The sequence below is a fragment of the Nocardioides sp. Leaf307 genome (assembly GCF_001423135.1).
Lineage (GTDB): Bacteria > Actinomycetota > Actinomycetes > Propionibacteriales > Nocardioidaceae > Nocardioides > Nocardioides kribbensis.
This window is the reverse complement of record NZ_LMNY01000001.1, coordinates 980,151-994,202: the sequence shown is the minus strand read 5'-3', so window position 1 is coordinate 994,202 and position 14,052 is coordinate 980,151. Positions and strand designations below refer to the sequence as shown.

Below are 14,052 nucleotides of genomic sequence, written 5' to 3'. Positions count from 1 at the left end.
CCCGCCGTGTTCCTCGACAGCGAATGATCAGGACGCGTCGCAGCGGGTGCTCCGGCTCGCCGCCCCGGGGAGGACCCGGCACGGCCTACGGTTGCGGGTCAGCGCCGGACTCCGACCGGCTTCCCCCACGTGCGGGCGTGATGAGTGGTGCGGGGGCAGCGTAACCCGGGTCCGCCCCCGCCGCCGCCTCAGGACAGCTTCTCGAGCACGAGCTCCTTGACCCGTGCGGCGTCGGCCTGGCCGCGCATCTCCTTCATCACGGCACCGATGAGCGCACCGGCCGCGGCGACCTTGCCGTCGCGGATCTTGTCGGCGATGGCGGGGTTCTCGGCGATGGCCTTGTCGACCGCGGCCGACAGGGCGCCCTCGTCGGAGACCACGGCCAGGCCGCGGGCCGCGACGACCTCGTCGGGGGTGCCCTCGCCGGCCAGCAGGCCGTCGAAGACCTGGCGGGCCAGCTTGTCGGTCAGCTCGCCGGCGTCGACCATCGCCTGCACGCGTGCGACGTGCTGCGGGGTGACGCCGAGGGCGCCGATCTCGACGCCGGAGTCGTTGGCGCGCCGCGCCATCTCGCCCAGCCACCACTTGCGCGCGGCCTGGGGCGCGGCGCCGGCGGCGATGGTCTCCTCGACCAGGCCGAGGGCGCCCGCGCCCACGGTGTCACGCATCTCCAGGTCGGTGAAGCCCCACGACTCCTGCAGCCGGGCCAGGCGGGCGCGGGGGTTCTCCGGCATGGTGCCGCGCAGCTGCTCCACCCACTCGCGCGACGGTGCCACCGGCACCAGGTCGGGCTCGGGGAAGTAGCGGTAGTCCTCGGCGTCGGACTTCTCGCGACCCGACGTCGTCACGCCGGTGTCCTCGTGCCAGTGGCGCGTCTCCTGCAGGATGGAGCGGCCCTCCCCCAGCACGGCGGCGTGGCGCTGCATCTCGTAGCGCACCGCACGCTCGACCGAGCGCAGCGAGTTGACGTTCTTGGTCTCGGTGCGGGTGCCGAGCGCACCGGAGCCCTTCGGGGCCAGGGAGAGGTTCACGTCGGCGCGGATCGAGCCCTGGTCCATGCGGGCGTCGGAGACACCGAGGGCGACGATGAGCTCGCGCAGCTGCGCGACGTAGGCCTTGGCGACCTCGGGGGCCTGCGCACCGAGCCCGGTGATGGGCTTGGTGACGATCTCGATGAGCGGGATCCCGGCGCGGTTGTAGTCGACCAGCGAGTAGTCGGCGCCGTGGATGCGGCCGGTGGAGCCGCCGACGTGCAGCGACTTGCCGGTGTCCTCCTCCATGTGGGCGCGCTCGATCTCCACGCGCACCGTCTCCGTGCCACCGTCGGCGGTCGGCACCAGGACGTCCATCCAGCCCTCGAACGCGATCGGCTCGTCGTACTGGCTGGTCTGGAAGTTCTTCGGCATGTCGGGGTAGAAGTAGTTCTTCCGCGCGAAGCGGCACCACTCGGCGATGTCGCAGTTGAGCGCGAGGCCGATGCGGATCGCCGACTCCACCGCCTTGGCGTTGACCACCGGCATGGCGCCCGGCAGACCCAGGCAGGTCGGGCAGACCTGGGTGTTGGGCTCGGCCCCGAACTCGGTGGGGCAGCCGCAGAACATCTTGGTCGCGGTGTTGAGCTCGACGTGGACCTCCAGGCCCATCGCCGGGTCGTAGGCGGCGAGGACCTCGTCGTAGCCGACGAGGACGTCGCCGGTGGTGGAGGTGCTCATGCGGAGGCTCCGTTCGCGTCGGTCGGGCCGGCCTGGGCGGCCAGGGCGGGCGCGCGGTCGAGCAGCGGGCCGCCCCACCGCTCGTGGAGGGCGGTCTCGAGGGCCGCGCCCACGCGGTACATCCGGTCGTCGGCCAGGGCCGGCGCCAGGATCTGGAAGCCGGCCGGCAGGCCGTCCTCGTCGGCCAGGCCGCTGGGCAGCGACATGCCGGGCACGCCGGCCAGGTTGGCCGGGATGGTGGCGAGGTCGTTGAGGTACATCGCCAGCGGGTCGTCGAGCTTCTCCCCCAGCTTGAAGGCCGTGGTCGGCGCGGTCGGTGAGACCAGGACGTCGACCTTCTCGAACGCGGCGGCGAAGTCGCGGGCGATGAGCGTGCGCACCCGCTGCGCCGTGCCGTAGTAGGCGTCGTAGTAGCCGCTCGACAGGGCGTAGGTGCCGAGGATGATGCGGCGCTTGACCTCGTCGCCGAAGCCGGCGTCGCGGGTGGCCCGCATGACCTGCTCGGCGCTCGGCGAGTCGACGCCCTCGGGCACCACCCGCAGGCCGTAGCGCATCGCGTCGAACTTGGCGAGGTTGGAGGAGGCCTCGCACGGCATGATCAGGTAGTAGGTCGCCAGGGCGTGCACGAAGGTCGGGCACGACACCTCGACGACCTCGGCCCCCGCCTTGACCAGCAGCTCCAGCGACTCCTCGAAGCGCGCCTGCACCCCGGCCTGGTAGCCCTCGCCGGAGAGCTCGCTGATCACGCCGACGCGCACGCCGGAGAGGTCGCCCTCGGCGCCGCGGCGGGCGGCGTCGACGAGCGACGGCAGCGGCTGGTCGACCGAGGTGGAGTCGAGCGGGTCGTGGCCGCCCACCAGCTCGTGCAGCAGCGCGGAGTCGAGGACCGTGCGCGTGACCGGGCCGACCTGGTCGAGGGAGTTGGCCATGGCCACGAGGCCGTAGCGCGAGACCCCGCCGTAGGTCGGCTTGACGCCCACGGTGCCGGTGACGGCGCCGGGCTGGCGGATCGAGCCACCGGTGTCCGTGCCGAGGGCCAGCGGAGCCTCGAAGGCGGCCAGGGCCGCGGCCGAGCCGCCGCCGGACCCGCCGGGGATGCGCTCGAGGTCCCACGGGTTGCGGGTGGGGCCGTAGGCGGAGTGCTCGGTGGAGGAGCCCATCGCGAACTCGTCCATGTTGGTCTTGCCCAGGATCGGCAGGCCGGCCGCCCGGAGCCGGGCGACCACCGTGGCGTCGTAGGGCGGGATCCAGCCCTCGAGGATCCTCGAGCCGCACGTCGTGGGCAGCCCCCGGGTGGCCAGGACGTCCTTGACCGCGATCGGCACGCCGTCGAGCGCCGAGGCCGGCGACCCCGCCGCGCGACGCTCGTCGGAGGCGGCGGCCGCCGCCAGCGCACCCTCGGCGTCGACGTGGAGGAAGGCGTGCACGCCGGCATCGGGTCCGCCGTCGACCGCGGCGATGCGGTCGAGGTGGGCCCGGGTCAGCGCGACGGAGGTGGTCGTGCCCGCGGCGAGGTCGGCGGCCAGGTCGGCGGCCGTGCGGCGGGTCAGGTCGGCGCTCACTGCTCGTCCCCGAGGATGCGCGGCACCATGAAGCGCTGCTGCTCCGACTCGGGGGCACCGGCCAGCGCGGCCTCGGCGCCCAGCCCGGGCACCACGACGTCCTCGCGGAAGACGTTGGTGAGCGGGAGCGCGTGGGAGGTCGGGGGCACGTCGTCACCGGCCACGCCGCTGATCGAGGCGACCGACTCCAGGATCACCGACAGCTGCGGGGCGAGGTGGTCGAGCTCGGCGTCGGACAGGTCGATCCGGGCGAGGTTCGCCAGGTGCTCGACCTCGTCTCGGGTTATCTCAGGCATGGCGCTCATCCTAGGGCCGTCGCCCCGGGTCACCCGCAGGGACCTTGTGGGGCGCCGCGCGATGGCTACCGTGGAAGTTGAACGGTCAACCGACTCGCGATCCCACGGAGGTACCACCCGTGCCCAGCAAGCTCTCGATCATCTACTACTCCGGCTTCGGCAGCACCCACGCCATGGCCGAGCGCCTGGCCCAGACCGCCGAGGGACTCGGCGCCGAGGTCCGGCTGCGCCACGTCGCCGAGACCGCGCCCCGCGAGGCCGTCGAGTCGGTCGACGCCTGGAAGCAGCACGTGGAGGAGCAGGCGAGCAAGCCCACCGCCAGCCCCGACGACCTCGACTGGGCCGACGCCGTCCTCTTCGGCTCGCCCACCCGCTACGGCCACGTCACCAGCCAGCTCCAGTCCTTCATCGACACCCTCGGCCCGCTGTGGGGCCAGGGCAAGCTGGCCGACAAGGTCTACGCCGCCTTCACCTCCAGCCAGACCCTCCACGGCGGCCAGGAGACGACGCTCGAGGCCATGCACACGACCTTCGCCCACTTCGGCGGCATCATCGTGCCTCCGGGCTACACCGACCCGGTGAAGTTCGCCGACGGCAACCCCTACGGCGTCGGCAAGGTCACCGGCCAGACCAGCGAGCTCGACGACACCGACCGCAGCGCGCTCGACCACCTGGTCACCCGCGTGCTCTCGGTCAGCGACAAGCTCAACGCCTGAGCCTGCGCTCCACCCGCTCGCGAGCGCCGTCCCACAGCCGTGGGGCGGCGCTCGCTGCGTGTCGGGGCATCTGCCCCAGTGCGGTCGGCCAGTGCGGTCGGCCAGTGCGGTCGGCCAGTGCGGTCGGCCAGTGCGGTCGGCCAGTGCGGTCGGCCAGTGCGGTCGGCCAGTGCGGNCCAGTGCGGTCGGCCAGTGCGGTCGGCCAGTGCGGTCGGCCAGTGCGGTCGGCCAGTGCGGTCGGCCAGTGCGGTCGGCCAGTGCGGTCGGCCAGTGCGGTCAGCCAGTGCGGTCGGCCAGTGCGGTCAGTCGTCGGCGTCGGTGAGTGGCGGGAGCCGGCACCGTCTGCGGCCCTCGACCGGTCGTGCGCCGCCACTCCTCGGGCGGGCCGGCCGGGGACGGGACGTAGCCCCGCGTGGCGGGGCCGGTGCTGGCGTCGCTCGCGGGGACCGACCGTGCGAAAAGTGGCGGGAGACGACACCTGCAGCGGCCGTCGAGTCGCCGTACGCCGCCACTTCTCGGGCGGTCCGGCCGGCGACGCGAGGCGCCCCCGGCGTGGCCCGCCGGTGCTGGCGTCGCTCGCGGGGACCGACCGTGCGAAAAGTGGCGGGAGACGACACCTGCAGCGACCGTCGAGTCGTCGTACGCCGCCACTTCTCGGGCGGGCGACCGGGCACGCGAGGCGCTTCGCCCGCGTGGCGGGTCCGAGCGGGTCCTCGTGCGGGTGTCGGTGGTGTCCACACGGTCGCTGGCGTGGCTCCTGAGGAGCGAGCGCAGCGAGCGTCTGGAAGGCCTCCCGCCTCGACGACCACCTGGCGCCGTGGTTTCGAGACGGTCGCTGGCGCTCCCTCCTCAACCGCCGGGGGCTGGCGGTCCCTCCTCAACCGCCGGGGGCTGGCGGTCCCTCCTCAACCACCGGGGGCTGGCGGTCCCTCCTCGACCACCCGGGGCTCGGCGCCGGAGCACCGGCCTCCGGGGCTCAGCCGTCGTCGCCGGCATCCTCAGGAGCCTCGGTCGTCGCGTCCTGGTCGTCGGCCGGGGGTGGCGGTCCCTCGGCGAGCAGGCGGGTGAAGCCCTCCTCGTCGAGGACGGGGAGGCCGAGCTGCTCGGCCTTGTCGGCCTTGGAGCCGGCGTTGGCACCGACGACGACGAAGTCGGTCTTCTTCGACACCGACCCGGCGGCCTTGCCGCCGCGCAAGAGGATCGCCTCCTTGGCCGAGTCGCGGCTGTAGCCCTCCAGCGACCCGGTGACGACCACGGTGAGCCCCTCGAGGGTGCGGGGCACGGACTCGTCGCGCTCGTCGGCCATGCTCACGCCGGCCTGCTCCCAGCGGTCGACGATAGCGGCGTGCCACGGCACCTCGAACCACTCGATGACGGCCTCCGCGATGGTGGGCCCCACACCCTCGGCCGCGGCGAGCTGCTCCTCGGTGGCGGCGCGCAGCGCGGCCATCGAGCCGAACTCCTGGGCCAGCGCCCGTGCGGCGGTCGGGCCGACGTGGCGGATCGAGAGGGCCACCAGCACCCGCCACAGCGGGACCTGCTTGCGCTCGCCGAGGTGGGCCAGCAGCCGCTGGCCGTTGGCCGACAGCACCCGCTCGCCCTCCTCGCCCTTCTTCGCCGCGCGCGTGAACAGGTCGGTGCGCAGCAGGTCGTCGGGCCCGAGGGAGAACACGTCGCCCTCGTTGGCGATCACCCCGGCGTCGAGCAGCGCGGAGGCCGCCTCGTAGCCGAGCCCCTCGATGTCGAAGGCGCCGCGGCCCGCGACGTGGAAGACCCGCTCGCGCACCTGGGCCGGGCAGTGCTCGTGGTTGGGGCAGCGCAGGTCCTTGTCGCCCTCCTTCTGCTCCGCCAGCGGGGTCTCGCAGGCGGGGCAGTGCGTGGGCATGACCCACTCCGCCAGCCCCTCGGGCCGCAGCGCGAGCACGGGCCCGAGGATCTCGGGGATGACGTCGCCGGCCTTGCGCAGGATGACGGTGTCGCCGGGTCGCACGTCCTTGCGGCGCACCTCGTGGGCGTTGTGGAGGGTGGCGTTCTCGACCGTCGAGCCGGCCACCCGGGTCGGCACCATCACGCCGTACGGCGTGGCGCGCCCGGTGCGGCCGACGTTGACCCGGATGTCGAGCAGCTCGGCGTTGACCTCCTCCGGGGGGTACTTGAACGCGATGGCCCACCGCGGCGCCCGGCTGGTCGAGCCGAGCCGTCGCTGCAGCGAGACGTCGTCGACCTTGACCACGACCCCGTCGATCTCGTGCTCGACGTCGTGGCGGTGCTCGCCGTGGTGCTCGATGAAGGCGCGGACCTCGGCGAGCCCGGGCAGCACCCGCACCCGCGGGCTGGTCGGCAGCCCCCAGGCGGCGAGCGCGTCGTAGGCCTGCGACTGCGAGGCCGGCTCGAAGCCGCGCCGCGCGCCGATGCCGTGGCAGACCATGCCGAGCGCCCGGGTGGCGGTGACCCGCGGGTCCTTCTGGCGCAGCGACCCCGCGGCGGCGTTGCGCGGGTTGGCGAAGACCGGCTTGCCCGCGTCGGTCATCGCGGCGTTGAGCCGCTCGAAGGCCGCGGTGGGCAGGAACACCTCGCCGCGGACCTCGACGAGCTCGGGCACCGCGAAGCCCTCGGCGGCGACCAGGCGGTGCGGGATGGAGTCGATGGTCTTCACGTTGGGGGTGACGTCCTCCCCCGTGCTGCCGTCGCCGCGGGTCAGCGCCCTGACCAGGCGGCCCTGCTCGTAGAGCAGGTTGATGGCCAGCCCGTCGACCTTCAGCTCGCACAGCAGCGCCGGGTCGTCGACGCCGTCGCGGGCCAGACGGGCGTGCCAGGCCTCGAGCTCGTCGTAGGAGAAGGCGTTGTCGAGGCTCTCCATGCGCTGGAGGTGGTCGACGGCGGTGAACTCGGTGCTGACCGCGCCGCCCACCCGCTGCGTGGGCGAGTCGGGGGTGCGCAGCTCGGGGAACTGCTCCTCCAGCTCCTCCAGCCGGCGCATCCGGGAGTCGAAGGCGGCGTCGTCGAGGGTCGGCGAGTCGAGCACGTAGTAGCGCCAGCGGGCGTCCTCGACCTCCTCGCTGAGCCGGCGGTGCTCGTCGCGGGCGTCGTCGCTCACGGGGACAGCCTCGGTCATGGGAGCCATCCTGCCGGGTCGCGCCGACAGCGGCGCACCCCCTTCCGGTCCGGGGTGCTCCGGGCCCATCCACCCCCCGCCGCGGCACCGAAGAAGCACCGTGACCACCCCGCACGCCGGGCGCCCCGCGCCCTCGCTGACCCGGCTCGACGTCGAGGGCGCTCCCCGGGCGCTCGTGCTGATGCTCCACGGCGGCAAGCCCACCTCGCAGCAGGTGGTCGACGGTCGCAGCGCGTCGTGGCGCCGCGTGGCGGCCCTGCAGCGGGCCATCACCCCCGCCCTGCACGAGGCCGGCGCCTCGACCTGGCTGCTGCGCTACCGCGCCCGCGGGTGGAACCTCGACGGCGCGGGCGCCATCGCCGACGCCCGGTGGGCCCTCGCCCAGGCCCGCGCCGAGCTCCCCGACACCCCCGTCGTGCTGCTCGGTCACTCCATGGGCGCGCGCACCGCCGTGCACGTCGCCGACGACGACCGGGTCGCCGGCGTGGTCGCGCTCGCGCCGTGGCTCCCGCCCGACGAGCCCGTGCGCGCCCTCGCCGGCCGGCACCTGCTCGCCGCCCACGGCCGCAGCGACAAGATCACCTCGGCGCGCCAGACCGCGGCGTACGTCGAGCGCGCGGCCCGCGTCGCGGCGTCGGCCCGCCTCGTCGACATGGGCCGCGTGGGGCACTACATGTTCCGCCGCGTCGAGGACTGGAACCGCGTGGCCACCGAGGGCGTGCTCGACCTCCTCCCGCACGAGCCCCAGCGCCGGGCCGACCGGCCCGAGCACCGCCGCGCCGACTGAGCGCGCACCCCGCCCCTCCCCCCGCGGGACGCCGGACCGACATCCGCGCGTTGGCGCGGGAACACCTGGGCGTGCCATGCTGTTCGGGATGGAACGGAACCGTTTCGTTTCATCCAGGTAAACGGACCGCACGACCAGACGTGGAGCAGCCATGACCCCCGCCGAGACCCGCCCGCGCGTCGAGGGAGACCGCGAGCAGGAGATCCTCGACGCCACCCTCGAGCTGCTGAGCGAGGTCGGCTACGACCGCCTCACCATGGACGCCGTCGCCACCCGGGCCAAGGCGTCGAAGGCGACGCTCTACCGCCGCTGGGGCGGGGGCAAGGTGGCCCTGGTCATCGACGCCCTCAAGGCGGCCAAGCAGCAGCCCGACCTGCCCGACACCGGGAGCCTGCGCGAGGACCTGCGGGCCACCTTCTGCGGCATGGGCGGCCTGACCGACGGCGAGACGGTCTCGCACTTCACCAGCATCCTCACCGCGATCAGCGTCGATCCGGAGTTCGCCACCGCCTTCCGCCGCGACGTGCTCGAGGCCAAGATCGCCGGCTCCCGCACCATCTGGGAGCGGGCCCGCGCCCGGGGCGAGCTGCGCGAGGACATCGACCTCGAGCTCATCGAGCCGGCCCTGGCCGGCATCGTCATGCACCGCGTCTTCCTGCTCGGCCGAGCACCCGACGCAGACACCATCACGCGGGTGATCGACCAGATCATCCTCCCCGCGGCGACCCGCCGACCCTGACCGGGCCCGCCCGCTCCACCACGTCTCCACCACGTCTCGACCAGACCAAGGACATCCCATGACCGACACCGCACCGCCCGACCAGCAGGCAGGGGCGCACGAGCCGCGCCAGCTCCGCCTCGGCTGGGCCCTCGTCGTGATCTCGATCGCGCAGCTGATGGTCGTGCTCGACGCCACCATCGCCAACATCGCGCTGCCCTTCATCGGCGCCGACCTCGACATCGACCAGGCCAACCTCACCTGGATCGTCACCGGCTACGCCCTGGCCTTCGGCGGCCTGCTGCTCCTCGGCGGCCGCCTCGGCGACCTCTACGGCCGCCGCCGCGTCTTCATGATCGGCCTGGTCGTCTTCGCGGTGGCCTCGCTGCTCGGCGGCATCGCCACCAACGAGCCGCTGCTGCTCGCGGCCCGTGGCCTCCAGGGCCTCGGCGCGGCGCTCGCCTCGCCCGCCGCCCTGGCGCTCATCACCACGACCTTCCCGGCCGGCCCCGCGCGCAACCGCGCCTTCGCCGTCTACGCCGCCATGTCGGGCGCCGGCGCGGCCGTGGGCCTCATCCTCGGCGGCTGGCTCACCGGCATCTCGCCGCAGCTGCTCGGCGTCGACGTCGACGGCTGGCGCCTCACCTTCCTCATCAACGTCCCGATCGGCCTGGTGGCCGCTGCCCTCGCCCCGCGCTTCCTCAACGAGTCCGAGGGCACCGAGGGCCAGCTCGACGTGCCCGGTGCCGTCACCGGCACCCTGGGTCTGCTCGGCCTGGTCTACGGCCTGACCCGCGCCGGCGAGGAGGCCCACGGCTGGGGCGACACCTGGACCATCGCCTCGCTGGTCGCCGGCGTCGCGCTGCTGGTGGCCTTCGCCTTCGTGGAGTCGCGCGCGGCGCACCCGCTGCTGCCGATCCGCATCTTCCAGAACCGGACCCGTGCGGCCAGCTTCCTGGTGATGATGCTCGTGCCGGCCGCGATGTTCGCGATGTTCTTCTTCCTCAGCCTCTTCATCCAGCAGGTCGTGGGCTACAGCCCGCTGCACACCGGTTTCGCGTTCCTGCCGTTCTCGGTGGGCATCGTGATCGGCGCAGGCCTGTCGTCGAACCTCGTCAACCGCATCGACCCGCGCTTCATCGCGGGCACCGGCACGCTGCTCGCCGCGATCGCGCTTTTCGGCTTCTCGCGGCTCTCGGTCGACGAGTCGAGCGCCAACCTGCTCCAGGCCGTGATGCCGGGCGGCCAGCCCGTGGGCGAGGACCTGAACTACTGGGCCTCGATCTTCCCCTTCATCGTGCTGATGAGCTTCGGCATGGGCATGGTCTTCGTGCCGCTGACCCTCACCGCCGTGCACCACGTGCGCGCCGAGGACAGCGGCATCGGCTCGGGCGTGCTCAACACCATGCAGCAGGTCGGCGGCGCCCTCGGCCTCGCCGTGCTCGCCACCGTGTCGCTGCACTTCGCCAGCGGCCGGGGCGAGGAGCTCTCCCCCGACCTGCTCGCGGCCGCGCAGCAGCAGGGCCTCAGCGGCGACCAGATCCCGCAGGTCGTCGGCGCCGCCACGCAGCTCGGCTCCTTCACCGACGGCGCGACCGCGGCCTTCCTCGTCGGCTCGGCGATGATCCTGGTCGGCTCGCTCATCGTGTGGCTCTTCCTCGACGTCAAGCACGAGGAGCTCGCCACCGACGGCCCCGAGGGCGCCCCGGTGCACATGGGCTGACGCCCGCACCCCACCGCTCGACGCCACGGGCCCGGTCACCTCGGTGACCGGGCCCGTGGCGTCGGTGCCCGTGCGCCCCAGGTGCGCCCCAGGTGTTGCCCGGTACGGCGGAGCCCTCAGCTCAGGCGGCGCGCGGTGTCGCTCGACAGGGCCAGCGCGCGGCGCGACCACGCGACGTCGGCGCCGGCGAGGCCGCAGGCCGGGCTGACCAGCAGCTGCCCGGAGACGGTGCCGGGGTCGATCCCCAGCATGTCGAGCCAGCGCTCGACCCGCTCGACGAGCGCCCTCTCCCCCGCCTCGGGCCCGGCGGCGGCTGTGGTCGGCACGACGCCGAGCACGACGCTGTCGCCGGCCTCGAGCGCCTCGCCGAGGGCGTCGTGGTCGGCGGCGGTCATCAGCGACAGGTCGACGGCGAGGCCGCGGGCCCCGGCGCCGCGCAGGAGTCCGAGAGGTGTGCCGGCGGCGCAGGTGTGCACCCACGCCTCGCCGCCCGCCTCGGTCGCGGCCCCGAGGACCCAGCCGAGGGCGTCGGAGGCCTCGGGCGGGTGCACGGTGCGGTGGCGGCCGAAGCCGGAGGCGGTGGGCACCCGGGCGTCGAGCACCGCGGCCAGCGCGGGCTCGTCGACCTGCACGACGAGCCGGGTGACGTCGGGCAGGCGCCGCCGCACGTCGCGCACGTGGTCGCGCACGCCCTCGGCCAGCGCCTGGGCCAGCTCGCGGCGCGCACCGGCGTCGGCCAGCAGCTTGTCGCCGCGGGGACGCTCCACGGTCGCGGCCAGGGTCCACGGCCCGGCCACCTGGATCTTGAAGGCGCCCGTCAGGCCCTGGGCCTGCTCCTCCAGCACGTCGAGGTCCTGGGCGAGCAGGCTGCGGGCGCGCCGGTGGTCGACCCCGGCGCCGCCGCCGGTCAGGCGCCAGCCGGCGGGCTGGAGGTCGGCCCCCAGCTCGGCCAGCACCGCGAGGCCGCGCCCGGTCATCGAGGCGGTGGCGCCGCGGCCGGGCAGCTCCACGAGGTGGGGCAGGTCGGGGAGGCTGTCGAGCACGGTGCGCGTCGCCTCGGCGACGGCGGCGGCGTCGTCGCCGGGCATCGAGCCGATGCCGGTGGCGGCGGTCATGCGGCGCTCACGCGGCGACCCGGGTCGTGGCGGTGATGGTGGCCGAGCCGACGACGCGGGTGCCGTCGTAGAAGACCGCGGCCTGGCCGGGGGCGATGCCGGCGGCGTGGTCGAGCAGCTCGACGCGCACCCGGTCGCCGTCGTGCACCTCGACCCGGGCGCGGTGCTCGGCGCCGTGGGCGCGCAGCTGCACGGTGACCTCGGGGCCCTCCAGCACCCGCGGCACGGTGCCGCACCAGCGGGGGCGGTCGGCCTCCAGGGCGCTCACCGCGAGCCGCTCGCGCGGCCCGACTCGCACCGTGCCCTCCACCGGCTCGATGTCGAGCACGAAGCGCGGCCGCCCGTCGGGGGCGGGCACCCCGAGCCGCAGTCCCTTGCGCTGGCCGATGGTGAAGCCGACCGTGCCGTCGTGGCGGCCCAGCTCCTCCCCCGTGGCGTCGTCGACGATGGCGCCGCCGTGGTTGGGCGCGCGGTCGCCGAGCTTCTCGCGCAGCCAGCCGGCGTTGTCGCCGTCGGCGACGAAGCAGACGTCGTGGCTGTCGGGCTTGTCGGCCACGAGCAGCCCGCGCCGCTCCGCCTCCGCGCGCACGGCGGGCTTGGGGGTGTCGCCGAGGGGGAAGAGGGAGTGGGCCAGCTGCTGCTGGTCGAGCACCCCGAGCACGTAGGACTGGTCCTTGCCGGCGTCGGCGGCACGGTGCATCTCCACCAGCCCGTCGGTGCCCGTGCGCAGCTGCGCGTAGTGGCCGGTGGCGACGGCGTCGAAGCCCAGCGCGAGGGCCCGGTCGAGCACGGCGGCGAACTTGATCCGCTCGTTGCACCGCAGGCACGGGTTGGGCGTGCGGCCGGCGGCGTACTCGTCCATGAAGTCCTCGACCACGTCGGCGTGGAAGCGCTCGGAGAGGTCCCAGACGTAGAACGGGATGCCGATCACGTCGGCGGCGCGGCGGGCGTCGTTGGCGTCCTCGATGGTGCAGCAGCCGCGCGCGCCCGAGCGGTACGACGCCGGGTTGCGCGACAGCGCGAGGTGGATGCCGGTGACGTCGTGGCCCGCCTCGGCCGCGCGGGCCGCGGCCACCGCGGAGTCGACGCCGCCCGACATGGCGGCGAGGACCTTCACAGCCGCGCCGCCCGGGCCCGCGCCACGACGGGGCCGATGGCCTCCAGCACCGCGTCGACGTCGGCGTCGGTGGAGGTGTGGCCCAGGGAGAAGCGCAGCGAGCTGCGGGCCTCGTCGTCGGGGTGGCCCATGGCCAGCAGCACGTGGGAGGCCTGCGGCACGCCGGCCGAGCAGGCCGAGCCGGTGGAGCACTCGATGCCGCGCGCGTCGAGCAGCATGAGCAGCGAGTCGCCCTCGCAGCCGGGGAAGGACAGGTGGGCGTTGCCGGGGAGCCGCTCGACCGGGTCGCCGTTGAGCACCGCCTCGGGCACGGCGGCCAGCAGGCCGGCCACGAGACGGTCGCGCAGGGCCGCCACCCGCTCCGCGTGGGCGGCCTGGTGCTCCACGGCGTGCGCGACCGCGGTAGCGAAGCCCGCGATCGCGGGGGTGTCGATGGTGCCGCTGCGGATGTCGCGCTCCTGCCCGCCGCCGTGCACCAGGGCGGTTACCTCGACCTGGCGGCGCACCAGCAGCGCGCCCACGCCGTAGGGGCCGCCGACCTTGTGACCCGTGACGGTCATCGCGTCGAGCCCGGAGGCCGCGAAGTCCAGCGGCACCGCGCCGAGGGCCTGCACGGCGTCGCTGTGCACGGGGATGCCGTGGGGCGCGGCGAGCGCGACGACCTCGGCCACCGGCTGCAGGGTGCCGACCTCGTTGTTGCCCCACATCACCGACACCAGCGCCACCGAGGCGGGGTCGCGCTCGATGGTGGCGCGCAGGGCGTCGAGGTCGACCCGGCCCTCGCGGTCGACCGCGAGCAGCTCGACCTCGGCGCCCTCGTGCTCCCCCAGCCAGTGCACCGGGTCGAGCACCGCGTGGTGCTCCACCGCGGTGGCCAGCACCCGCACGCGGCGCGGGTCGGCGCTGCGGCGCGACCAGAAGATGCCCTTGACCGCGAGGTTGTCGGCCTCGGTGCCGCCGGAGGTGAAGACGACCTCACCGGGCCGGCAGCCCACCGCGTGCGCGATCTGCTCGCGGGCCTCCTCCACCACGCGCCGGGCGTGGCGGCCCGAGGCGTGCAGCGAGCTGGGGTTGCCCACGTCGGCCAGGTGCCGCGTCATCGTCTCGATCGCGGCCGGCACCATCGGGGTGGTGGCGGCGTGGTCGAGGTAGACGGGAGTGGCGGTCATGTCCCTCCCAGGGTACGGCGGG

Annotated in this window: 11 protein-coding genes and 1 riboswitch; of the genes, 4 read left to right on the top strand and 7 right to left on the bottom strand. The window is 74.5% G+C overall.

Translation table 11 applies throughout. The features are described from left to right. Positions 1-44: 44 nt before the first annotated feature. Positions 45-126, bottom strand: a riboswitch (cobalamin riboswitch). A gap of 62 nt (positions 127-188) precedes the next feature. Genes gatB through gatC form a run of 3 tightly spaced genes read right to left on the bottom strand, consistent with a single transcriptional unit; the run spans position 189 to position 3,570 of the window. Further along, positions 189-1,712 carry an Asp-tRNA(Asn)/Glu-tRNA(Gln) amidotransferase subunit GatB gene (gatB, locus tag ASF50_RS04640; RefSeq protein WP_056903626.1) on the bottom strand — a complete coding sequence of 508 codons (1,524 nt, stop codon included), beginning with the start codon at positions 1,710-1,712 and terminating at the stop codon, positions 189-191. Next, the gene (gatA, locus tag ASF50_RS04635; protein WP_056903625.1) at positions 1,709-3,274 is read right to left on the bottom strand and encodes an Asp-tRNA(Asn)/Glu-tRNA(Gln) amidotransferase subunit GatA; all 1,566 of its coding nucleotides are present in this window, start codon (positions 3,272-3,274) and stop codon (positions 1,709-1,711) included. The genes gatB and gatA overlap by 4 nt, the downstream gene beginning before the upstream one ends. After that, a complete protein-coding gene (gatC, locus tag ASF50_RS04630) occupies positions 3,271-3,570 on the bottom strand; it encodes an Asp-tRNA(Asn)/Glu-tRNA(Gln) amidotransferase subunit GatC (protein WP_056863767.1) in 300 nt (99 codons plus the stop codon). Before gatC ends, gatA begins: the two co-directional genes overlap by 4 nt. 119 nt (positions 3,571-3,689) lie before the next feature. Between gatC and wrbA the strand changes: the two genes are divergently transcribed. Then, positions 3,690-4,286: an NAD(P)H:quinone oxidoreductase gene (gene wrbA / locus ASF50_RS04625; protein ID WP_228942354.1), complete on the top strand. Its 597-nt coding sequence runs from the start codon at positions 3,690-3,692 to the stop codon at positions 4,284-4,286. A gap of 976 nt (positions 4,287-5,262) precedes the next feature. Here wrbA and ligA read toward each other — a convergent pair. Continuing rightward, positions 5,263-7,401 carry an NAD-dependent DNA ligase LigA gene (ligA, locus tag ASF50_RS04620; RefSeq protein WP_082502755.1) on the bottom strand — a complete coding sequence of 713 codons (2,139 nt, stop codon included), beginning with the start codon at positions 7,399-7,401 and terminating at the stop codon, positions 5,263-5,265. A gap of 100 nt (positions 7,402-7,501) precedes the next feature. Between ligA and ASF50_RS04615 the strand changes: the two genes are divergently transcribed. The 3 genes from ASF50_RS04615 to ASF50_RS04605 all read left to right on the top strand — a co-directional run bounded on the left by ASF50_RS04615 (position 7,502) and on the right by ASF50_RS04605 (position 10,629). Further along, positions 7,502-8,188: an alpha/beta hydrolase gene (locus ASF50_RS04615; RefSeq protein ID WP_082502753.1), complete on the top strand. Its 687-nt coding sequence runs from the start codon at positions 7,502-7,504 to the stop codon at positions 8,186-8,188. 151 nt (positions 8,189-8,339) lie between these two features. Continuing rightward, a complete protein-coding gene (locus tag ASF50_RS04610) occupies positions 8,340-8,927 on the top strand; it encodes a TetR/AcrR family transcriptional regulator (RefSeq protein WP_056863766.1) in 588 nt (195 codons plus the stop codon). Between the two features lie 58 nt (positions 8,928-8,985). Continuing rightward, positions 8,986-10,629 carry an MFS transporter gene (locus ASF50_RS04605; RefSeq protein WP_056863765.1) on the top strand — a complete coding sequence of 548 codons (1,644 nt, stop codon included), beginning with the start codon at positions 8,986-8,988 and terminating at the stop codon, positions 10,627-10,629. 116 nt (positions 10,630-10,745) lie between these two features. Here the strand turns inward: ASF50_RS04605 and ASF50_RS04600 are convergent, their stop codons facing one another. The 3 genes from ASF50_RS04600 to ASF50_RS04590 are packed head-to-tail and all read right to left on the bottom strand — an operon-like array spanning position 10,746 to position 14,030. After that, the gene (locus ASF50_RS04600) at positions 10,746-11,744 is read right to left on the bottom strand and encodes a methionine synthase (protein WP_056903623.1); all 999 of its coding nucleotides are present in this window, start codon (positions 11,742-11,744) and stop codon (positions 10,746-10,748) included. A gap of 7 nt (positions 11,745-11,751) precedes the next feature. Further along, complete coding sequence (gene mnmA, locus ASF50_RS04595; protein ID WP_200920032.1) at positions 11,752-12,861, bottom strand: tRNA 2-thiouridine(34) synthase MnmA; 1,110 nt, start codon at positions 12,859-12,861, stop codon at positions 11,752-11,754. Next, the gene (locus ASF50_RS04590) at positions 12,858-14,030 is read right to left on the bottom strand and encodes a cysteine desulfurase family protein (RefSeq protein ID WP_056903622.1); all 1,173 of its coding nucleotides are present in this window, start codon (positions 14,028-14,030) and stop codon (positions 12,858-12,860) included. Before ASF50_RS04590 ends, mnmA begins: the two co-directional genes overlap by 4 nt. Positions 14,031-14,052: the final 22 nt, after the last annotated feature.